General features: G+C 70.9%; 23 protein-coding genes and 2 pseudogenes. 10 read left to right on the forward strand and 15 right to left on the reverse strand.

Features of this window, described 5'->3' with window-relative positions; genetic code table 11:
* Window positions 1-83: 83 nt before the first annotated feature.
* The 15 genes and pseudogenes from holA to ACIP67_RS34075 form a co-directional block, all read right to left on the reverse strand.
* On the reverse strand, window positions 84-1,073 hold the full coding sequence (holA, locus tag ACIP67_RS34005; protein ID WP_401697023.1) for a DNA polymerase III subunit delta: 990 nt from the start codon (window positions 1,071-1,073) through the stop codon (window positions 84-86).
* 92 nt (window positions 1,074-1,165) lie between these two features.
* Window positions 1,166-1,411: a hypothetical protein gene (locus ACIP67_RS34010; RefSeq protein ID WP_389512271.1), complete on the reverse strand. Its 246-nt coding sequence runs from the start codon at window positions 1,409-1,411 to the stop codon at window positions 1,166-1,168.
* 84 nt (window positions 1,412-1,495) lie between these two features.
* Window positions 1,496-2,386: an arylamine N-acetyltransferase gene (locus tag ACIP67_RS34015; protein ID WP_401697025.1), complete on the reverse strand. Its 891-nt coding sequence runs from the start codon at window positions 2,384-2,386 to the stop codon at window positions 1,496-1,498.
* A 4-nt stretch (window positions 2,387-2,390) separates the two neighbouring features.
* Window positions 2,391-3,170, reverse strand: a pseudogene (locus ACIP67_RS34020) (ComEC/Rec2 family competence protein); the annotation flags it as partial.
* Window positions 3,171-3,220: 50 nt separating this feature from the next.
* Entirely contained in the window at window positions 3,221-4,429 is a 1,209-nt protein-coding gene (locus ACIP67_RS34025) for a hypothetical protein (RefSeq protein ID WP_401697027.1), read from the reverse strand.
* Window positions 4,430-4,536: 107 nt separating this feature from the next.
* Window positions 4,537-5,076 (reverse strand): hypothetical protein, encoded by a 540-nt coding sequence (locus ACIP67_RS34030; protein WP_401697029.1) that lies wholly within the window; start codon window positions 5,074-5,076, stop codon window positions 4,537-4,539.
* Complete coding sequence (locus tag ACIP67_RS34035) at window positions 5,073-5,552, reverse strand: RNA polymerase sigma factor (RefSeq protein WP_401697031.1); 480 nt, start codon at window positions 5,550-5,552, stop codon at window positions 5,073-5,075. Before ACIP67_RS34035 ends, ACIP67_RS34030 begins: the two co-directional genes overlap by 4 nt.
* Before the next feature lie 45 nt (window positions 5,553-5,597).
* A complete protein-coding gene (locus tag ACIP67_RS34040) occupies window positions 5,598-6,974 on the reverse strand; it encodes an IS1380 family transposase (protein ID WP_401697033.1) in 1,377 nt (458 codons plus the stop codon).
* Window positions 6,975-7,059: 85 nt separating this feature from the next.
* The gene (locus ACIP67_RS34045; protein WP_401697036.1) at window positions 7,060-7,260 is read right to left on the reverse strand and encodes a hypothetical protein; all 201 of its coding nucleotides are present in this window, start codon (window positions 7,258-7,260) and stop codon (window positions 7,060-7,062) included.
* A 5-nt stretch (window positions 7,261-7,265) separates the two neighbouring features.
* Window positions 7,266-7,649, reverse strand: coding sequence for a hypothetical protein (locus ACIP67_RS34050; RefSeq protein WP_401697038.1), 384 nt, complete (start codon window positions 7,647-7,649; stop codon window positions 7,266-7,268).
* A 142-nt stretch (window positions 7,650-7,791) separates the two neighbouring features.
* On the reverse strand, window positions 7,792-8,208 hold the full coding sequence (locus ACIP67_RS34055) for a hypothetical protein (RefSeq protein ID WP_401697040.1): 417 nt from the start codon (window positions 8,206-8,208) through the stop codon (window positions 7,792-7,794).
* Window positions 8,205-10,307: an integrase gene (locus tag ACIP67_RS34060; RefSeq protein ID WP_401697042.1), complete on the reverse strand. Its 2,103-nt coding sequence runs from the start codon at window positions 10,305-10,307 to the stop codon at window positions 8,205-8,207. The genes ACIP67_RS34055 and ACIP67_RS34060 overlap by 4 nt, the downstream gene beginning before the upstream one ends.
* The gene (locus ACIP67_RS34065; RefSeq protein WP_401697043.1) at window positions 10,304-12,061 is read right to left on the reverse strand and encodes a hypothetical protein; all 1,758 of its coding nucleotides are present in this window, start codon (window positions 12,059-12,061) and stop codon (window positions 10,304-10,306) included. Before ACIP67_RS34065 ends, ACIP67_RS34060 begins: the two co-directional genes overlap by 4 nt.
* A complete protein-coding gene (locus ACIP67_RS34070) occupies window positions 12,058-13,533 on the reverse strand; it encodes an integrase (RefSeq protein WP_401697044.1) in 1,476 nt (491 codons plus the stop codon). Before ACIP67_RS34070 ends, ACIP67_RS34065 begins: the two co-directional genes overlap by 4 nt.
* 119 nt (window positions 13,534-13,652) lie before the next feature.
* Window positions 13,653-15,575 (reverse strand): annotated as a pseudogene (locus ACIP67_RS34075) (ComEC/Rec2 family competence protein); the annotation flags it as partial.
* Between the two features lie 249 nt (window positions 15,576-15,824).
* Here ACIP67_RS34075 and ACIP67_RS34080 point away from each other — a divergent pair.
* Genes ACIP67_RS34080 through ACIP67_RS34125 form a run of 10 tightly spaced genes read left to right on the forward strand, consistent with a single transcriptional unit; the run spans window position 15,825 to window position 20,093 of the window.
* Window positions 15,825-16,220 (forward strand): hypothetical protein, encoded by a 396-nt coding sequence (locus tag ACIP67_RS34080; protein WP_401697046.1) that lies wholly within the window; start codon window positions 15,825-15,827, stop codon window positions 16,218-16,220.
* Window positions 16,217-16,648: a hypothetical protein gene (locus ACIP67_RS34085; protein WP_401697047.1), complete on the forward strand. Its 432-nt coding sequence runs from the start codon at window positions 16,217-16,219 to the stop codon at window positions 16,646-16,648. Before ACIP67_RS34080 ends, ACIP67_RS34085 begins: the two co-directional genes overlap by 4 nt.
* Complete coding sequence (locus ACIP67_RS34090; protein WP_401697049.1) at window positions 16,645-17,178, forward strand: hypothetical protein; 534 nt, start codon at window positions 16,645-16,647, stop codon at window positions 17,176-17,178. Before ACIP67_RS34085 ends, ACIP67_RS34090 begins: the two co-directional genes overlap by 4 nt.
* Window positions 17,175-17,387, forward strand: coding sequence for a hypothetical protein (locus tag ACIP67_RS34095; RefSeq protein WP_401697051.1), 213 nt, complete (start codon window positions 17,175-17,177; stop codon window positions 17,385-17,387). Before ACIP67_RS34090 ends, ACIP67_RS34095 begins: the two co-directional genes overlap by 4 nt.
* Window positions 17,384-17,758, forward strand: coding sequence for a DUF6907 domain-containing protein (locus tag ACIP67_RS34100; RefSeq protein WP_401697053.1), 375 nt, complete (start codon window positions 17,384-17,386; stop codon window positions 17,756-17,758). Before ACIP67_RS34095 ends, ACIP67_RS34100 begins: the two co-directional genes overlap by 4 nt.
* Window positions 17,755-17,955 carry a hypothetical protein gene (locus tag ACIP67_RS34105; protein WP_401697055.1) on the forward strand — a complete coding sequence of 67 codons (201 nt, stop codon included), beginning with the start codon at window positions 17,755-17,757 and terminating at the stop codon, window positions 17,953-17,955. Before ACIP67_RS34100 ends, ACIP67_RS34105 begins: the two co-directional genes overlap by 4 nt.
* Window positions 17,952-19,394, forward strand: coding sequence for a hypothetical protein (locus tag ACIP67_RS34110; protein ID WP_401697057.1), 1,443 nt, complete (start codon window positions 17,952-17,954; stop codon window positions 19,392-19,394). The genes ACIP67_RS34105 and ACIP67_RS34110 overlap by 4 nt, the downstream gene beginning before the upstream one ends.
* Window positions 19,391-19,564, forward strand: coding sequence for a hypothetical protein (locus tag ACIP67_RS34115; RefSeq protein WP_401697060.1), 174 nt, complete (start codon window positions 19,391-19,393; stop codon window positions 19,562-19,564). The genes ACIP67_RS34110 and ACIP67_RS34115 overlap by 4 nt, the downstream gene beginning before the upstream one ends.
* On the forward strand, window positions 19,561-19,881 hold the full coding sequence (locus ACIP67_RS34120; protein ID WP_401697063.1) for a hypothetical protein: 321 nt from the start codon (window positions 19,561-19,563) through the stop codon (window positions 19,879-19,881). The genes ACIP67_RS34115 and ACIP67_RS34120 overlap by 4 nt, the downstream gene beginning before the upstream one ends.
* Window positions 19,881-20,093 (forward strand): hypothetical protein, encoded by a 213-nt coding sequence (locus tag ACIP67_RS34125; RefSeq protein WP_401697064.1) that lies wholly within the window; start codon window positions 19,881-19,883, stop codon window positions 20,091-20,093. The genes ACIP67_RS34120 and ACIP67_RS34125 overlap by 1 nt, the downstream gene beginning before the upstream one ends.
* Window positions 20,094-20,097: the final 4 nt, after the last annotated feature.

Below are 20,097 nucleotides of genomic sequence, written 5' to 3' on the forward strand. Positions count from 1 at the left end.
ACTCCGGCGATGAACGGCTGACACGCACGATTCTCCTCCGCAGGGAGCGAAGGGCCACTGGAGACCGGCGCGGCACGGGCCTTCTAGGCGCGACCTCGGGAGCGAGCCGCCCGTGCGATCGTCACCACGGCCTTCTCCAAGGCGTACTCGGGATCGTCCCCGCCGCCCTTGACGCCCGCGTCGGCCTCGGCCACGGCCCGCAGCGCGGCCGCGACCCCGTCCGGTGTCCAGCCCCGCATCTGCTGGCGCACCCGGTCGATCTTCCACGGCGGCATGCCCAGCTCCCGCGCGAGGTCCGCCGGCCGGCCGCCGCGCGCGGAGGACAGCTTGCCGATCGCCCGCACGCCCTGCGCGAGCGCACTGGTGATCATCACGGGTGCGACGCCGGTGGCCAGCGACCAGCGCAGCGCCTCCAGCGCCTCGGCGGCCCGCCCCTCCACGGCCCGGTCGGCGACGGTGAAGCTCGACGCCTCGGCCCGCCCGGTGTAGTACCGCCCGACGACCGCCTCGTCGATGGTCCCCTCGACGTCCGCGACCAGCTGCGAAACGGCGGACGCCAGCTCCCTCAGATCGCTGCCGATCGCGTCGACGAGCGTCTGGCACGCCTCGGGCGTGGCGGACCGCCCGGTCGCCCGGAACTCCTGGCGCACGAACGCCAGCCGGTCCGCCGGCTTGGTCATCTTCGGACAGGCCACCTCGCGCGCCCCCGCCTTGCGCGCGGCGTCCAGCAGTCCCTTCCCCTTGGCCCCGCCCGCGTGCAGCAGCACGAGCGTGATCTCCTCGGCGGGCGCCCCGAGATACGCCTTCACGTCCTTGACCGTGTCGGCGGACAGGTCCTGCGCATTGCGGACGACCACGACCTTGCGCTCCGCGAACAGCGAAGGGCTGGTCAACTCGGCGAGCGTGCCCGGCTGCAACTGGTCCGAGGCCAGATCACGCACGTCCGTGTCGGCATCGGCCGCCCGCGCGGCGGCCACCACCTCCTGCACGGCACGGTCGAGCAGAAGGTCCTCCTGCCCCACAGCCAGCGTCACGGGAGCAAGAGGGTCGTCATTCGCAGTCTTCCTGGGCATCGGGTCAAGCATGGCACGCGGCACTGACAGCCCCGGCCTACCAGGGGGGCTCCCCCTCCCCCCGCCCGCCCTCCCTCCCTCCCCGGAGCCTCCTACGGCTCCTCCCGCCACCCCTCCCACTCCCCCGCGAACGCGTCCAACTCCTGCGGGTCGAGGCGCTCCTCCTCGTCCCGCAGTACGACCAGCCACTGCGCGTCCTCCGCGTCGTCCTCGCCGGCCAGCGCGTCCCGGACGACCTGTGGCTCCTCCCGCAGCCCGAACCGCTCCGCGAGCGCCTCGACCGCCTCCTCGGCGGCATCACGATCGGGCAGCACCAGCACATGTCTCACATCGCTCACGCAGCCATTTTCGGCTACGCCCCACACCACCGGCCCCGAGCCCCGGCCCCTTGGCACCGGCATGGATTCTGGCACCGGCACCGGCTAGACAGCCGTCCCCGCCGCCCGCACCACCGGCACCCGGTCCAGGGAGATCCCGAACCGCTCCCGGTACACGGCCAGTACCTCCTCGTCCCCCGCCACCTCCCGTTCCGCACTGCTCCCGTCGGCGGACGTCGTCTTCAGCCGGCGCCCGCTGAGCGTGATCCTGCCTCCCTCCTGTGTGACCCGCGAGCACACCAGCGATCTCGTGAAGTGCGAGTCCGGCGAGGTCCGGTGCCACCAGGCTCCGGCAAGGAAGTCGCCCAGCAGCCGGGGCCGCACCTCCAGCCGGTAGGCACGCGTGCCGTTGCGATGGACGTCCACGTCGGCGCCCGGGGCCCCGTTCCCGGATCCGGCGAGCCGTCCGGCCCCGCCCTTCACCCCGGCCCCGTCCGGTCCGGCCTCCGCGATACGGAACAGACCTCCGGGGTCCTGCTGTTCACCCCGGTGCTCCCACCGGAGCGGGTAGTGGCTGTGCGCCCCGAATCCGACGTCGGCCAGCCACTCCCCGGCGTCCACCGTCCGCACCAGCAGCGCGAGGTGGTCGTAGGGGATACCGAGCCGCCCCTCCTCTCCGTACACCCGGCCCGCGAGCAGTGTCACGTCGAAGCCCACCGCCCGCAGCAGCGCTGAGAACGCCCCGTTCAGCTCGTAACAGAACCCGCCCCGCCCCGCCATCACCACCTTCTCGACCAGCCGCTTCTCCTCCAGCACGATCTCCTCGCCGAGATGGACCGAGAGGTTCTCGAACGGGACGGTCTGCAGGTGCCGCAGTTGCAGCTCCCGCAGCACGTCGGCGGTGGGCCATGCCGGATACGCGACCCCGAGACGGCGCAGATAGGCGTCCAGCAGGGGGGCGTCGAGGGTCGAGGTGTCGATCTGGGCGGAGTGCATGTCCTCAGTCTCCCGCCACCCGCAGCTCCGCGCCCGTACCGGCGACCGCGAGTGCCCCGTCCAGGTCGGTCCGCAGCACCGTCGCCCCTGTGGCCCGCAGCGCCGCCACCGTGCCGGGAGCGGGATGCCCGTAGGGGTTGTCCTCGCCGCACGAGATCAACGCCAGCCGCGGCGCCACGGTCCGTATCAGGTCCGGGTCCTGGTAGGCCGAGCCGTGGTGGGCCACCTTCAGCACGTCCACCCCGTCGAGCAGCCCGGCCGCCGGAGACCGTGCCAGCGCCCGCTGTGCCGGGGGTTCCAGGTCCCCGAGCAGCAGCATCCGCAGCCCGCCCGACCGCACCAGCAGCGTCACGCTCGCGTCGTTCGGCCCCTCCGGCTCGGGCACCGCGCGTCCTGGGGGTGTCGCCCCGCCCGGACGCCGCCCGGTGCCGGCGGGAGGCCACAGCACCTCCCAGTCGAGGCCGCCGAGACGCCGGCGCTCCCCGGCCGCCGCGCGCGCCAGCGGAATCCGCCGTTCCCGTGCCTCCCGCCGCACGGACTCCACCTGGTCCACCGGTTCCTCGAACCCCGTCGTCTCGATCGCGCCCACCGACCGTCCCCGCAGCACGCCCGGCAGTCCCGCGACGTGGTCGGCGTGGAAGTGGGTGAGCACGACGAGGGGGATTCGGGTGATGCCGAGCGTGCGCAGGCACCGGTCGACCCGTGCCGGATCGGGTCCGGCGTCCACCACCACGCCGGTTCCGGCGCCCGCCGCGAGGACCGTCGCGTCGCCCTGGCCCACGTCTTCCCTGTCAAGTTCTGCGTGTAGATCCTCCTGAGCTCCAGGGGCCCAGATCAGGTGGGGAGCACGAAGGGCAGGAACGCAAGTTTGATCTCGCGTGCGGTGTCACCGCTGGTGTGAAAGACGAAGTCGTAGCGTTCTTCCTCCGCATGCTCGCCGTCCCGCTTGTAGTTCGGGTGCTCACGGAACTTGGCGACGGCCTTCGGAAGGATGTCCGAGACCTGTCCTGTGCGGATGAAGAGAAGCAGCGCCGCTTTGGTGTCGCGCCAGGTCAGATAGCCGAGGAGCTGATCAAGGGTGGTCGTGATCGTTTTCGGGCCTCTCCAGATCTTGCACTCCCCGATGAAGACGTGTCGGTCTCCTGAGCGGATCAGGATGTCGGTCTTCCCGGTGTTGTTGAAGACCTCACCTGCCGCCTCGCCTTCGAAATGGCTGTTGAGGTTCACCAGAAGAAGATCGCGGATGAACTCTTCCCCGAGCCGCGCGGCGGCAGACGGGCTGCGCTCTAGCTGGTTGCGGGAATTTCGCAGGATGCGCAGCGCCTCTTCGTATTGCGCCTCAGCGAGTGCAGGTTCGGGCTTGAACGGGCTGCTTGGTGGCGCAGTGCGGACGGGGATGATCTTTTTGCGAGCGACGGGGATCGCGTAGGTCGCAGCGTCCGCCCGTTTGCGAACGGGGAACCCCAGTGATCCCTCCAGGTTCCGGTTCGCCAGTAGGGATGCCTTTCGGGCCTGCACTTCCTTCGTGGCCTGCTGCTCCGCCTGTCCGTTGTAGGCCCTGATCTGGACCGCAGCCCAGCCGAGCCACCTTTCGATGTCCGTGATTTGCAGGTCCAACCCCTGGCGGACCTGTTGGGGCGTCTGTCCGGTCGGGCCCGTCCAGTGGATCCGCAGTTCGTTGTTCAGCACTTCCCCTCGGGGCGGATTGAAGTTGAACTGATTCGGGCGGAGCGAAAAGACGTCGCGTAGGCCGGTAAACGGAACAGAGATCGTTACCACTCGCTGGGTGACACGCACATGCTCACCGAACTGGTGCTCGGCGATCAGCCTGTCTTCCGATCTTTCAAGGGTGATGCCGTCGCGGTCGATGGCCGGCGCTTCGATCCGGAACTCTTCGAGAAGCTCCTCGATGACATCGCGGTCAGGGGTGGCCAGCAGACGATCTTCGTTCCACCCCATGACCGCATTGGCGATCTTGCCGAGTTGGTGACGAAGGCTGTCGTCGAGGTCGCCGTTGCTGAACAACGCGCTTGTGGTGTTCATCCGATCAGTCTGACGCAGGGCACTGACAGTCCGAGTGGCTGAAAGGCGGGGCCGACGAAAGGCCGGAGGGCCGCAGTTGAACACTGCGGCCCTGGCAGGAACGGCGGCTAGTGGCGGTTCAGTTCTCGCGCTCTGTCCCCTTTTCGCACTAGTGACCCGCGCAGAGACCCTTGTCGCCGATCACGGTCTGAACGGGTGAAGGCGAAGGACAGAGCCGCCGCCGTGATCGAGAAGACTACGGACATGGCGGCCGACACCCACCCGGACGAGCGTCCGTCCTGCATAGAGAACACGACGACGAAGGCCATCAGAACAAGGGGGAAGCTCGCGGCCGTCGAGGCCGCCGTGAGGAAGGACCTCTTGGGCTCGGTGCGGCGTTCGGAAGGAACCGAAACCCCAGGCTCGGCAGACTTCGGTTCGACGACCTGCTGGGGGGCGGTGAAGTTGAGACGGCCTTCGTTGTGGATGTGGAAGACAAGTGGTTGACCGTCTCCGACTTCACGGGCATCAGGGCTCGCCTCCGCCTCCTCGATGATCAGCTCAATGCGTGCGGCCTCAGCCGGATCCTCATGCATCCTCTGAAGGGCCTGCATGAACGACGCGACTCGCTCGTCCTCCGAGGGGAATCCCTCCTGGTTGGTGTTCACTGCTCCTCCTCCCCAGTCTTGGTGATCTGGCCGTCGGCTTTCGCTCTCAGCTTCCGCAGGGCATCTCGCGTGTAGCCCTTGACCGTCCCCTCTGACACGCCCATAGCGGCGGCGGCCTCCTTGACGCTCATCTGCTTGATGAAGCGGTGGTGGAGGGTCTCGCGTTCCTTGGGTGACAGCTCCTGGAGAACCTGACCGAGGTAGATCCGATTGATGATCTCCTGGTATTCGTCTCGGTCGTCGGGGACGTCGATGTCGCCGTGGTGGCGGTGTTGCTCGTGTTCCCCGTCCTGTCTCCACCACCGCTTGCACTCGTTGGCCGCCACCCTGTAGGCGTAGGCCATGTAGTTCTCGTTCCTAACCTCGAAGTTTCGTGACGGTCCGCCGACGGAGTCGGTGGACCGTTTTCGTGCCGTGGGCTGAGGCTGTGCAGGCGGAGGGCCCGAGTGTCGCCTCGGGATGGCGCCGGATTCCACTGCTCTGGGTGTTGAGGTGCTGTCGAAGGGTCGGGAATCTGCTGGTCAGCCGGGGTCGGGTAGTTGGGTGATCCGGTCGAGGGCTGCGGTGATGTGAGATGTCCAGGGCCGGTGCCGGGCCAGGCGGAGGATCCGCCGACGGCCGGTGGTCACGAGCTGTCCGGCCGCGGTGAACAGGCGGAGCCGCAGTCGGCGGGGCTCCCAGAGCCTGGCCTTGCCCGTCAGCGCGAGCATCGGCATCCAGGCCAACAGGTCCAGTGCGATCTGCACGATCTCCAGCCAGACCCGGTTCTGAGCCGTGCGGTGCAGAGGGAGATTGCGCAGGCCGGTGGCCCGGGCGGCACGGATGCGGTCCTCGGCCCGTGCCCGCAGCCGGTGACGGAGCTCGAGCTCGGCGATCGGCCGGCCCGAGGTGTTGGTGGCGAAACAGGTCAGCCGCATTCCGTCCGCGTCCGTAAGCCGCAACTGTGCCCCGGGGTGCGGACGTTCCTTCCTGACGATCAGCCGCAGGCCCTTAGGCCAGCCGTCCAGGACGTCGCCGGTGAGTTCGGCGACCCAGGCGCCGTCGCGGATCTCGCCGCCGGTCTCGACGGCTGGCGTCCAGGCCGAGGCCGGAATCTTCAGCACGTGCTGGTGGACCTGCTCGGTGATCACCATGCCGACCGAGTAGGACAGCCACCGTCCCCGCTGAGCGAGCCAGGCGACGAAGTCGTGGGTGCCGCCCGCGGAGTCGGTGCGGATCAGGGTCCGGCGCCCGCACCGGTACTTCTTCGGCAACTGGTCCAGGGCCAGTCGGGCGGCGGTGATGTGGTCGGCCGCCGTGTTCGATCCCGCGTTGCCTGGGCGGAGGAGAGCTGCGACGGGCTCTCCGGTCCCTCCGGGGCCGTGGTCGACGAACCCCATGAGCGGGTGGTGGCCGTAGGTCTTCTTCCAGGTCGGGGCGGCGTCCTGCTTGTCGGAGTGCGCGACGACCAGGACCCCGTCCAGGTCCACGATCACCTGCCCGCCGGCATCTGGAGCCTGCTCGCCGGCCAACTCCCAGACTCTTTTGCGAACTTCGGAACGTGCGGCGCGGATCGCGGTCAGTGCCTTCTCGCCCGAGGCGGCGAGGGCGTCGATCAGCCGGGAGACTGTCGGGTCGGAAGCCACCGGGCCGAACACGTCCGGTTCGGCTCGCAGCATGCCGATGTCGGCCAGGCAGTCGCCGCCGAGTGCGACGGCCAGGGCCACATCCAGCAGGACCTTGCCCGGATCGTGCACGGCCCGCGGCTTGCGCCACGGTGTGAGTCCCGCCGATATCGCCGCGTCCAGGCCGGACTTGCGGACCGTCTCGACCAGCAGCACCGACCCGGCCTGCGAGACCACCCCACGGCCGCCGCCCTCGACACGGACACGCGGGTACGACCCGCTACTCTTCTTCACCTGGAGAGTGCTTCTTTCCTTGCAGCTGACAGGACCCTCGACAAGTCCCATCGTTGCAGGTCAGCAGCACTCTCCATTTATTTGATCAAGACCCGGACAGACCCACTCGCGAAAGCGCGAGGCTAAGGCGATGCCAGCGGATACGAAGTGCGGCGAAGACGTCGTTAACGATCTCCTCAGCAACCTGGCGTGGGATGCCTCGGCGAATGAGGGAGCCCAGCATCACGTGCGAGTGCTCGCGGAACAGGTCGATGACCTCGTTGTCGTACTGTTCCCTCTCGTTCACTGGGGCTACTCACCCACCAGGTGGCCGTCCTGGCCCTGGTGATTCGGCAGCACCACGGGGCTGGCGCTGATGCCCGGGCCGAGAGCGGGCGGCGACGCCGGAGAGCTGGTGTGGTCACTGTCTCGCGGCAGCGAAGCTCCCGTCGGCGCCGCGCTGTTGGGGTCGCCGTTCTGCAGGAGCGGAGCAACGCGGATGACCCGGGTGCGGCCGCCCTCCTCGGATTCCATGAAGTCGACGCCCGGCTTCAGCATCGGAATCACGTTCGCGGTGGCCGCGTTGCGCTCGCGCTCCAGCTCGATGGCCGTGCGGCTCTTGGTCCGCTCGGTCATGTATCCCCAGAAGCCTCCGTCACGACGGAAGAGGCGCATGGCGAAGGTCAACAGTCCCATCTGGTTCTCTCGCTCTCGTGGCCGACGTTTCACCAGTCACAAGTCGAGTCCGAGCAGATTGGTGGGGGGCATCTCCCTGATTTTTTTTGTGACAGGTCCCACGAACAACTCTCAGCCGAGCAGTGTGTGACGAACCAGCAGGTCAGATGCCGGGTCGGGGCTGGGAGGGCAGGAGACGGAGAATGCCTGGCCGCTCGGCCAGTTGTTGGCGGAGCTGGCGGTTCTCCATGACGGCCTGGTGCAGGGCTCCGACGAGAGCCTGATTGTCCGACCGGATCTGTCGCAGTTCCTCGGCGTCCGCCTCCCGAAGTTCCTTGAGCTTTCTGACCTGTTCACGGAGACGCTTCTCGCTGTCGGGGGTCTGTCCGCGGGCGCGCACCTTGCCGTAGAACTCGTTCTTGAGGTCCGGGTGGCGCTGGGTGAGAGCGTTTCGGGGAACTTGGGCTTCGGCGGCGAGGGCGACGATGGTCAGGGCGCCGTTGGAGTGTTCGGGGGTGCCGGCGAAGATGCGGTGCATGGCCGCGCGGATGCGGTCGCGTTCGTCGGGTGCGGGGCTCATGCGGGTTTCTCCTGGAGCGTGATCCGGGTCTGGTCGTGCTGTTCGGCGAGGTGGCGCAGGCCGGCGGCTTTGTTCTGGAGGCGGTCAGCGAGCGGTGCGGGGACCATCGGGGACACGGCCTGTTTCTCCAGCTCTTCCGCCTGGACGATGAGTTGCTCGGCCTGGAGGTCGGTGCGGGCGATGTTGGCGCAGGCCGAGACGCACCGGTCGAGACGTGGTGTGTCGTGGGGGCCGATGCGGTGGCAGAGGGCCTTGTCCCGGTTGTAGACGCAGAGCAGAAGGGCGTGAGGGTTGTCGTGGACTGCGAGGGCGGGGTTGCGCAGGAGGTCACGGGCCTGGCGGACGGTGATGGCGGTGCCGGCGAAGGCCGGTGCCTGGGTCGCGGCGTGGAGGGCCCGGCGGGCGGCGGGTCCGGAGAGTCCGCTGCCAGTGGCGAGGTCTTCGTGGAGGTCGGCGAGGGTGTCCGCGGTGGCAAAGGCGGTCTCGATGTCGAGGAGTTCGTGGATGCCGTCGCGGCTGCGGGAGGCATAGCCGCCGCTGATGGTGGTGCGCATGTGGCCGTACTGGATGGCGAGGGCGACCAGTCCTCCGGGGCGGCGGGCTATGTGCCAGGCCAGGGTGCGTCTAAAGCGTAAGGACACGACGGCACCGTGCCGGTCCTCGGGGACGGCTTCGTGCGGCCGGCCCAGCTTCTTCGCGAGCTCGTTCACCCAGGAGACGAAGTCACCGATGCGCTGGCCGAAGGAGATGGCCGTCAGGGAGCCGTTCTTCTTGCGCTGGGTAGCGAAGTCGTGGGTCGTCGCATCGAAGAGCAGGGCCCCGTCGGGGACGATGCGTTCGAGGACGCGGATTGCTTTGACCACGGGGGTGATCGCGACCCAGGGGACCTCTCGTTCCATGCCGCTGGAGAGGTGGTTGCCATCTTCGCCGCGGGCGGTCTTGAAGACGTGCCCGTAGATCAGGTGGCGGCCGGAGGCCACCGGCGGGCAGCAGCCGGAGCGGAGCCCGAGCACCTCGCCGGTCCTCATCCCGGTGAGGTAGCCCAGGACGATGAACGCGGCCGTGCCCAGGTGGCGCATCAGCGTGTGGGTGTCGGAGTAGTTGATGTGTTCGGTCCAGGGCCGTCCGGCGACCGTGCCCGTGATCTGTGTCGGCAGGGGGCAGCGGATGTCCGGTGATCGGGCGAGGTGTTCCTTGCGTCCCGCGCGGCGCATGGCGTTTTGGACTTGCAGGGTCGCGGCTCCGGTAACTGCGGCGATGTAGGTGGTGGCCAGTGCGCGGCCGCGTGCGTGGTGGACGGTCGGGAAGGGGAGGCCGTGGGCCATGAGGCCGTCGAGGTAGGCCTTGGCGGCGGCCAGTCCCTCGGCGGTGGAGGGGTTGTTCTCGCCCGTCTCTTTCAGCTTCTGGTAGTCGCGCCAGGAGGCGAGGATGTCCTCGGAGAAGTCCTCGACCACGCGCAGGGCCCAGACGAGCAGCGGGCCCATGGTCGCTTCACTGATCGGCTCGGTGGCGTTCTCGCCGCCGCCGCTCGCTGCGGGCAGGTAGTCGTCGACGCCTTCCCGCAGCCAGGGCGGCTCTCCGATGCCGAGAGGATCGGGGCCGTCGGCATCGAAGGCCCAGAGCCGCAGCAGCGCGCTGAGCCGGTACTGGACTGAGGAGCGGCTCAGTTCTCCTCCATCAAGCAGGCCATGGCTGTAGTCGAGGAACGTCTCGGTCGTGCAGGCCGCGAGCGTCGTGATGCCCCGGCCGGTGAGCCAGGAGGCGAACTGCCGCCAGATGAGCACGGTCTGGTAGATGCCGGTCGGGGACTGGCGAGTGCGCCAGGCTCCGATCCGGCCGGTCACGAATGTCTCGGGGAGGCTCCTGTTGATCAGCTGCCAGGCCAGATGACGGAGTTCCTCCCGCAGAGCCGGCGGGAAGGGCTCCCAAAGGATCGTGTGGCGGTCCGCGCTGGGGTTGTCGATGAGCGGCAGCAGCGGCCAGCGGTCGTCGCCGAAGCGGGCGATGGGCCCGGGCTCGGCCGCGACCACCAGGTGGCCGGGGATGACCGACGTGTCCGGGCCGGGCAGCAGCACAAGGTCGTGGGCGGGGGAGGTCACAGGTCGAAGGTTCCGTTCAGGAGCTGGTCGATCATCTCGCGGTCCGTGTCGGTGGCGGCGGTCAGGGCCGCGTCCCAGACCGCGGGCCCGAGCCGGTGGCGGAGGTCTTCGAGCCGGGCGTGGGCTTCGGACCAGTCCGCCGTCCAGACATCGGTGTCCAGGACGCCCCGGAGGTTCTCCAGCGCGGCATGCAGGTGGGTGAGACGGGGGTGATGGGCCGGGGCGACCCGGGCGTTCGGGCAGGCGGTGCAGAGCAGGAACGAGGCCCGGCAGTTCGTTCCGCCCGGGGTGAAGGGGCTGCCGGTGTAGTCGTGGCAGCCGGCCGTCGCGGTCTCCTCATCGTCTGGGTGCGGAGCGTCCACCAGCTCGGCGCGGAAGACCGTGCGGCGGGCCGTTTCCACTGCGGCCTCGGCTCCGGCGGCGATCACCGGGATCGCGGCCTGGTGGGCCTGGGGGTCAGGGAGCACGTAGATGCTGTCGTGGGTGTCCTGGCTGTTCTGGGCGGGTCCGCGGCGGTGGACCACGTTGACTGTTTTGCGGCTGCGGCGCATCACCGAGCCCGGCAGGCCCAGGCGGGATGACCATTGCGACACGTTGTGCGTGCTCAGGCCCAGGGTGAATGGCCCGATCTTCGAACCTGCGAGGTCACCGAGCGGCCGGTGCTGGCCTGCGTGCTCGTGCCAGACGATCAGGCGGTCCCGACTCGCTCCGGCCTGCGTGGTGAATGCGCGCGCGTGCGTGGTGGCCTCCAGCGCTTCTGTGATCAGCCGGCCCGATGAGGCGGCGCCGAAGTCGGCGAGGTTGCGGGTCTCGTGGTGCAGGTTGCCACCGCGGCGTCGTTTCTCCAGCTCGACGCGATAGATCAGCGTCCCGTTCGCCTCCGAGTCCGGGGTCGCGCGGGGCGCGGGCATCTCGCAGACCGTCGTCGCGTTCACCCCGTACTCGGTCACCAGCAGCACGGCCAGCGCGCAGGCCTCCCCCCGGCCCAGATAGAGCCGCATCCAGGTATGCTCGGCGCCTTCGCCGCCCAGCACCCGTGCGACGCGGGTGACCGGGCGCCACCGACTGTGGCCTGAGGGGAAGTTCTCCTGCAACGGAACGTTGCCTGTGCGCGCCAGAGTGTCCAGTGCCTCGCCGGTCATCCATTCCGGGCTCCCGGGCGGCAAGCGGCCCTCGCGCCACCCGGTGAGCATGCGGGTGTTCTCGCGGATCCGCAGCAGCGCGGTCCGGAAGACCCTCCGTGCGGTGCGGCGGACCTCGTCGAACTCCTCCGGTGTGTAGGCCTTCTCCTGCGTCTTCACCCGGCGCATCCGCTTGGCCATAGCCTCGCGTGTGGCCGCGCTGAGCCGGGGATCGCCCCGCAGCAGGCTCGCGATCTCGCGATAGCTCTTGTAGCCGGTCACCGCGGCTGGGCGGCTCAGCCGCCAGGCGTTCCAATGGGCCGGTGTCAGATCAGGTATGTCGTCGGGCATGCGTTGCTCGCCGACGAGGAACTTGCTGAAGGCGCGGATGGAGTACCAGTTGCCGCGGCTGGTCTGGTAGGAGTCCCAGCCTCCGCCGGGAGCACAGCGCGCGGCGAACAGCGCGGCCAGCGAGCGCTGCATCGCCGCTGATACGGGCAGCTCGGCGAAGTCGAAGGTGGCGGTGTCCCCCTGGCGGTCGCGGTGGTGGACGACAAGTGTGGTGGGCGCCAGGACCGCGGGCCGGTGGTGGGGACCATCCGGCAGAGCGGCCTTGCGGCCGCGGCGGCTCATGCCGGCTCCAGGAGGGTGTCGACGTCCTGGATGCCTTCACTCTCCTGAGCGATGCGGGCCAGCAGCGAGGTCACCCAAGCGTCGGAGCGTGCCCCTCCCGAATGGTCGTCCGGCGGTGTGGGGTCCGCAAGCAAGGCCCGCAGCTGAAGGTCCGCGACCGGGGCGAGATAGATGTTCCGGGTCGTCTCGACCTGCGCGTGGCCCAGCAAATCCTGGACCATCCGCCAGGGATCGCCGTAGAGAAGCCGGAAGTCTCTGCGTTCCTCTGGTGTCAGGCCTAGGCGCTGGTCCATCACGAAGTGCAGCACCACGAGCATGTGCAGGGCCATGCTGTGCCGGCACATGTGCGGCGTGCAAAACGGCGGCTCGGCCATCACCTCGCCGAGGACCTCCCGGCAACGCTCCGACGCGGAGCGGAAGACGTTCTCCCACGACAGAGGGTGAAACGGCAGCCCCTGCTCGTTCAGCCACAACCACAAGGGCTCCGGCCCCTCCGGGCCCTCGGTAAACAGCGTCATCCGCTCCGCAACAGTCGCCTCCGTCAACGGCGTCTGGCCCGCCACCCCGTCCTGGTCGACCCAGTGCAGCAACCGCCGGGCGAAGCCCGTCTGGTGTGTGACGACCCGCCGGACGAGAAGGCCGTCGTACCGGCCCTTCTCTTGAGCGCGTCGCACCGCCGCCGCCCGCGTCGACTCCACGTAACCCTCCACCGCGCCGACCACGGGGGCCGCGACGTAGAAGGTCCGCGCCCGCTTCGACTTCGTGACGGTCCTGGCCAGCCTGCCCGTGTAGTAGCGGCCGCTGCCCAGCTCCGTGCGGGGCATCTCGAAGGTCAGCAACGACGCGGCCTCCGTCAGTCGCATCCCCGACGACATCAGCACCTCGGCGAAGCTTGTGTTGCGGTCCTCCAGACGCCCCCGCCAGCTCGGCGACGGCACCCCGGACGCGGTGTGCCCACGTAGCCCCACATCGGCCCACCTTCGAAAGGCCCGCGGCGTCAGCCAACGCACGTTGCTGGCCTTGGCGTTCTTCGCGCGCGCCTCAGGAATCGCGATCACCTCGCCGTGCCGGCCGACCGCCGATCGCATGACCACCGGACTCACCGCGATGTGCCCGTGTGCGGCCGCCCACCCGTAGAGGCGGGTGATCGCCGCAAGGCCCCGGTTCCACCGGTCCGGGCCCACCTTGTTCGGGTTCCTCGGAGACCGCGTCCGCCAGTCCTCGAAATCCCAGAGATCGTCTGCCGTGGCCTGGGTCCAGACCACGCCCCGGCTCCATAAGAAGTCGAAGAACACGCAGTAGTCCAAGGTGTAGTTGCGCTTCGTCTCCGGCTCCAGCCGCGCGAACGACGACCGGCACAAGTACGCGCCCAGCAACTCGTCGATCCGGCAGTCCGGCGACAACAGGATCGGGTCTCCCGGATGGATCCCTGTGCGCTCTTCCCGTTCCGACAGGTCCGTCCAGTCCGCCAACTCAGGTACACGATCGGGTACAACGACCCGCTTCTCCGGTACCCAGTACACACGCCAACCAGGCACGTACCACCCCCACAAGATCCGCTTCAACACGTAGATCCAACAGGGAAAAGGCAGCACAGCGCCAGCCGCCAGCCGGGAGGCGGCCACCCGGTGATCACCCGGGTCAGGGGTGGCGGCTGCGTCACCACGAGCAGGAGCAGCACCCCGCAGGCCGCGCACCACCCCGGATGCCGCAGCATCCGCCGGCCGAGTGGCACCGCGCCGGCCGTGACGAGGGCCAGCAGCAGCGCCCCGGCCCAGCCGTCCGGCCAGTCCACCCCCGCTCCGGGCAGTGCCGCCCCGGTCCGTGCGACGCCCGCGATCCACTCGGCGGGCCAGCTCGCGCACCAGGCCAGTGCCTCGGCCACCGGCAGGGCCACCGGTGCCGCCGCCAGTGCCGCGAATCCCAGCACGGTGGCCGGTGCCACCGCGAACTCCACGAGGAGGTTGCACGGCACCGCGACCAGGCTCACCCGTGCCGACAGCACCACCACGACCGGCGCGCACACGACGTGCGCGGCACCCGCGGCCGCCAGCGCCTCCGCGAGCCGTGGCGGAACCCGGCGCCGCCGCAGCGCGGCGCTCCAGCGCGGCGCCAGCGTCAGCAGCGCTCCGGTGGCCAGCACCGACAGCAGGAACCCGTAACTCCTGGCCAGCCACGGGTCGTACAGCACCAGCAGCAGTACCGCCGTCGCCAGCGCCGGGACCAGGGACCTGCGGCGGCCGGTCGCGAGGGCGAGCAGCACCACGGCTCCGCAGGCCGCCGCCCGCAGCACGCTCGGATCGGGCCGGCACACCACGACGAATCCGAGGGTGAGTGCTCCGCCGAGCAGCGCGGTCGTGCGCAGCGGGATCCCGAGCCGGGGCGCCAGGCCGCGGCGCTCGACGTGCTGGGCCAGGCCGGGCGGTCCGAGGAGCAGCGCCAGCATGATCGTGAGGTTGCTGCCGGACACGGCGAGCGTGTGGGCCAGGTCCGTCTCCTTGAACGCCTCGTCCAGTTCGGGGGTGATCCGTGAGGTGTCGCCGACGACCAGCCCCGGCAGCAGCGCCCGCGCGTCGGCCGGCAGTCCGTCGGTGGCCGATCGCAGGCCGGCCCGCAACCGTCCCGCGAACCGCTGCGCCGCGGTGGGCTCGCGCACGACCACCGGCCCGGCCCGGTCCCGTACCCGCAGCACGGCCGCGATCCGGTCCCCACCGGTCGGCGGCGCCAGCCGTCCGCCGACCCGCACCCGGGTGGACGGCAACAGTGCGAGCCACGACGCTCGCGTCGCTCCGGGCGGACGGTGTGCCGGAGCTCGCCGGCTGTCTCCGGCGCCGTCCCCGACGTCCACGACCATCAGCACCGGTGTCCGCGTCACCACCGCCGCTCCGGCCTGCTCCTCGACCCCGCGGACCTCCGCGTCGATGAGGACGGAGTCCGGGCTCATGCGATCTCCCCGCACCCGTGGCCGGGCGAGCCGTGGGTCGGAGGTGAGCTCCACCTCGGCGGTGACACCTGCGTACACCCGCGCCAGCGCCGGCACGGGTCCGCGGTGCAGATCGGCTCCGTGCAGACCGGCCGACGCGGCGGCCGCCGCCGCGCAGAGCAGCACCGCGGCCACGGTCGCCCGGGGTCGGCCGGCCCGTCCCTCCGGCGGTCGGCCGTCCCTCTCCCCTCGCCGTGTCTGCCGCTGCCTCCGTTCCTGCTTCCGTTTCGGTCGCCGCCCCGGCGTGAGGAGGACTCCGGCGGCGATCGCGCAGGCGAGCGCGACGCCGGTCACCGTCCACGGTGACGCGTCCAGCGTCGACGCCGCGGTCGCCCAGGCCGCGAGCGCGGGCGGCACGAGCCGCAGATCCACCGGTCCTTCCTGGCGCGGGTGAGCGGCCCCCAGCCGTTTCCCGGACGCGACGTGTACGGCCTTGCGAGAGCGAGGACCGTCCTCCGTGCGGCCTGCGCCGCTTGTGTCACCGGCGCCGCCCGTGTGGGCAGTGCCACCCGTGTGAGCCTTGTGGGCCATGTGATCCGTGTGGGCCTTGTGGGACATGTGATCCGTGTGGGCCGGTGGGACGTCGTGCTCTCCGCCGGGGGGCAGGCCCCCGGGTGGCCGGGCGTTCACGGCCGCACCAGGTCCCGCAGATCGGCGAAGCGCCGCTCTCCGAGAGTTAGATGGGTATCTAGCAAATCGCAAAGAAGCGGCCCCCGGCCGGTGTTAGCGCACCGATCCGAGGGCCTGACGGACCTACCTGACTCAACCAGGAGACCGCTGATGCAGAAGTCTGCCATCCGCCGTGCCCGACGGACCACCCGCCGTACCCTGCGCTCCGAGCTGCGCCGCCGCTCCGCGGCCACCCGCCTCGCCGCCTCGTGCCACCGCCGCCCCCGCTCCCTCGCCACCGTGGCCGTCGCCGCGGGCGTCGCGAAGGACACCGCCGCCGGCATCGCCAACGGCCTCCGCAGCGTGGCGAAGCGCCTCAGCCTCGCCCCCGCCGCGACCGCCCGTACGAAGCGGACCGTCGCCGGCGGCCGCGCCCGCCGCACCCACAACGTGACCCGCTGGACGCTCCGCCAGATCTGCACCCTGCTCGCCGCGTACAAGCCGCGGAAGCCGGAGTTCAAGGCCGCCGTCGTTCTGATCGCCGCGTTCGCCGGCGGTGCCCGGTGACCGAGTCCACCGAGGCGGCCCGCACCGAGCGGGCCGCCCCCGGCCCCCAGGCCACCGTGACCCACGCCTCCGGCCTGACCTTCAAGGTCATCAACGGCGACAGCCACCACGCCCGCACCGCCCGCGGCGTCCGCCGACTCACCATGGCCGACGGCACGGTGTGGACGGTCGGTACCCCGATCGGCTGGCGCGGCATGGATGCCGCCTGGCAGGACACCGAGACCCCGCAGGAACGCGAGGCCCGCCTCGCCGCCTACGGCGCCTCCCTCGCCCGCCGCGACCGGATCCAGCTCGGTCTGAGGATCGCCACCGGCCGGCGCCTGGTCGCCGCCGGATTCATCCGCCGGGCCACCGGCCGCACCCTCACCATCGACGCCACCGGAACCCGCGTGACCGCCCGCATCCACAAGACGGGAGCGAGCCGGTGAAGACCTGCCCCAGCATCAGCGCCCTCGCCGCCCAGAACTCCGAGCTTCAGGCCGCGGTCCGTACCGCGCGGAAGATGCTCGCCGCGTACGGCGACAGCAGCGGCTTCTCCGAGTTCGGCTACGCCCAGGCGCACGGCGCGCTCGCCGAGAGTCTGAGGATCCTGCTCCGCGCCCTCGACGCCGAGCCCGAGAGTGTCCCGGTCGTAACTTCCTCCAGATCTGGAGGAAGTGAGCGCTGCCCGGCCGCGCACCCCGAGGACCCCACCGGCTGCAACGGCCCGGCCGTCGTCACCGTCCTCGACGCCACCAACGCCGGCGCGAAGGGCTGCGAGCACCACGCCGCCCGGCTCCTCGCCTCCCTCACCGGCGGCCGCGTCTACCCGCTGCCCGACGCCCCGGGCGAGGCCGCGATCCGCGTCTTCAAGGCCGCCGACCGCACCCGCCCCTTCCCGTGGCTGACCGACGCCCCGCGTACCCGCGACGACCAGCTCAGCCGCGCCGAGGTCCGTGAGCGGGGTGAGCACCGGTGAGTACCAGCCCTCTGCACACCTACGACGGCGGCGCCCCGAACCCCCAGAGCGTGGCCGCCGAGCTGCGCATGACCGCCAGGGTCCTCGAAGAGACGGCCACCGCCAGCATCCACAACCACGAGGACACGATCAGGGCCGCCGTGGTCCTGCGGATCCGTCTGCGCGGGCTCGCCGCCGCCGTCCTTGACGAGCGGGGTGAGCGCCCGTGAGCAGCGAGCAGCCCCGCACGGTCACCCTCGCCACCTCCGACCACGGCCCGGTCACCCTCCCGGAACCGTCCTGGTGCCGCGGACACGCCGACCACTCGCCCACCGTGCACCGCGCGGACCTCTGCCACTACGGCACCGAGACCGTCCTCGCCTTCCAGGGTGCGGAGTTGTTCCGGGTCATGGTCACCGAGTCGCCGTTCGTCACCCGGCCCGAGCAGCGCGGCGTGGTCGCCTACCTCGAGCAGGCCGACTACACCGGCGACCTCACCCCGGCCGGCCTGTACGACCTGGCCGCCGCCCTCGAAGGGCACGCGGACCGGCTGCGGGACTTCGCCGACCAGCTCGACCGTCTCCTCGGAGGCGCCCGGTGAGCCGCCCCTCCTACATCCGCCGCCCGACCGAGGTGGCCGCCATCCGCGCGGCCGCCCGGTCGGCCCGGCCCCTCCCTCCCGTCCCCGCCTTGATGGCCGCGCTCCTCGTCGCACACGAGCGCGCCGACCGTGAAGGCGTAACCCTGTGCGCGCACCGTGTGGTGCGCGCCTCCGAGCCCGAGGTGGGCGAACCGTGAACTCCGTACTGACCTGGGCACAAGCCCACCCCCTGCCCGCTACGGCCGTCGTCGTGCTGCTGCTGGCCGCACTGGCGTGGCTGGCCCGCGGTATCGGCAAGGCCGCCGACTGGCCGCCGGCCGCCGTCGCCGTCGCCGCCCTCGCCGCCATGGCGTGCACCGCGTACAGCGCCGACACGTCCTGGCGGTTCGCCGAACACAACCTCGGCATGGCCTCCACCGGCGAGCGCGCGGCGATGTTCGCCGCGGCCGAGCTCGGCCTGTTCGCCTGCGCCCTGATGGCCCGGCAGAACCTCCGCACCCTGGGCGCGCCCGGCACCCCGGGCATGCTCGTCTGGGTCATCACCGGCGTGCAGGTCATCCCCGCCTACGCCGAGTCCGGGATCGTCGGCGGCACCGTCCGCGCCGTCGTCGGCCCGGTCCTCGCCGCCCTGCTCTGGCACCTCGCCATGGGCATCGAGCTCCGGCACGCCCAGCCAGACACCGAGTCGTCCAGCCTGCCCGCCCTCCTCGCCCGCGAACTGCGGGAGCGGCTGCTGTCCCGGCTCGGGCTCGCCGTCCGCGACCGCAGCGCCGAACAGATCACCCGCGACCGCGCCACGGTCAAGGCCGTCGCCCTGGCCGCCAAGCTCGCCGAGATGAAGCCCGGCGCCCGCGGCCGGGCCCGGATCGCCCGCCGCCTGTCCGTCGCCGTCGGCAAGGCACAGGCCGGAGCGAGCGAGGAACAGCGGGCCCGGCTCCTCGACCTGCTCGCCGCCCGCCGGCACGCCGCCTCCCTCGCCACGATCGACCTGCCGTCCCCGTGGCAGGACACCGAGGAGATCACGGTCGAACGAGTCGTCGAGGAGTTGCCGGCGCTCCCGCCTGCCCGCCCCCAGGTGGTCCCGGCCGGCGCCCGCTTGCTGCCGATCGTCGCCCGGCCCGAGCCTGTCGAGGAGCGGCCGCACATGCCGCCCGCGCCCCGCCCCGAAGTGGTCCCGGCTGGTGTCCGGCTGCTGCCGCTTGTGGCCCGCCCCGCCCCGCAGAAGACCTACGTGTTCGACCACTCTCGGCAGAGCTGGATGCCGTCCGGCAGTACCAACGGCTACATCGACTGGCCTGCTTTCGAGAACCCGGAGATGGTCACCGGGGCAGACGGGAAGCGGTCACCCGACGCCGAGCCGGAAGAGCAGACGCACGACCAGAATCGGGCTGCCGAGGTGACCACCGCAGTACCCGCTGACACCCCCCGTGAAGTGGTCACCGAGGTCATTGCCCTCACCCCGTCCGAGCTGCGCCGCAGGGCCTCCAAGCTGAACCGCGAGCTGGTCGCCTCGACGAACCGGCCGGTGACCATCGAACGACTCCGTGAGGAGTACGGCCTCAGCCGCCGCGAAGCGGCCGAGCTGCGCCGAGAAGTGGTCACCGTGGCCCTCGTGTCTGGGGAGGTCCGGCCGTGAAGCCGCTCATCCTCGGTGCCCTGCTCGCCCTGCTCTGGCTGACCATTGGCCTGCCGCTCACGGTGCCATCCACGGTCGTCATGGCCGTGGTTGCCCAGCCGGTCATCCTCGCGTTCGCCGCCGGCATCCTCGCCCGCCCGTACCTGCCCCGTCGGAGGTGGTCGAGGTGACCGAGGAGAACCCGCTCGCCAAGGCCGAGCAGGCGGTCCGCGCCGCCGAGACGGACACGGACATGGTCCGTATCGTCGCCGCCGTCCTCGCCGCCCAGCAGATCACCCAGCCCCAGCCGCAGGCGCCCGCGCCCCGCGTCCAGCGCCCGGTGGGCCTGTACGTCGCGGCCGGCATCGGCGGCGCGGTCGCCCTCTCGTTCCTCGCCATGGCCGCCGCGCTCCTCGCGGTCGCCGTCGCGGTCGGCGCGGTCTGCGCAACCGTCTGCGTCCTGGTCCTCCGCTCCGTGTGGCAGGACATGCAGAAGGGCCGCGGCTGATGGGCATCTTCCGGCGCCGTGAGACCGCGGCCGACGACCAAGCCCGTACCGGGCGTCTCCTCGACGGCGTCGACACCGCCTATGCCACCCGGACCGGCGACCCCGTCGACGGTGGCCCGCTCACCGCATTCGAGGAGACCGTCCTGGGCGCCGCCGCCCCCGAGCCCGGCGCCACCTACCCGCCGCCCGGCCACGGCTACCCCCGCCGCTGACCGG

Source organism: Streptomyces sp. NPDC088812, assembly GCF_044750285.1.
In the GTDB taxonomy this organism is placed as follows: domain Bacteria; phylum Actinomycetota; class Actinomycetes; order Streptomycetales; family Streptomycetaceae; genus Streptomyces.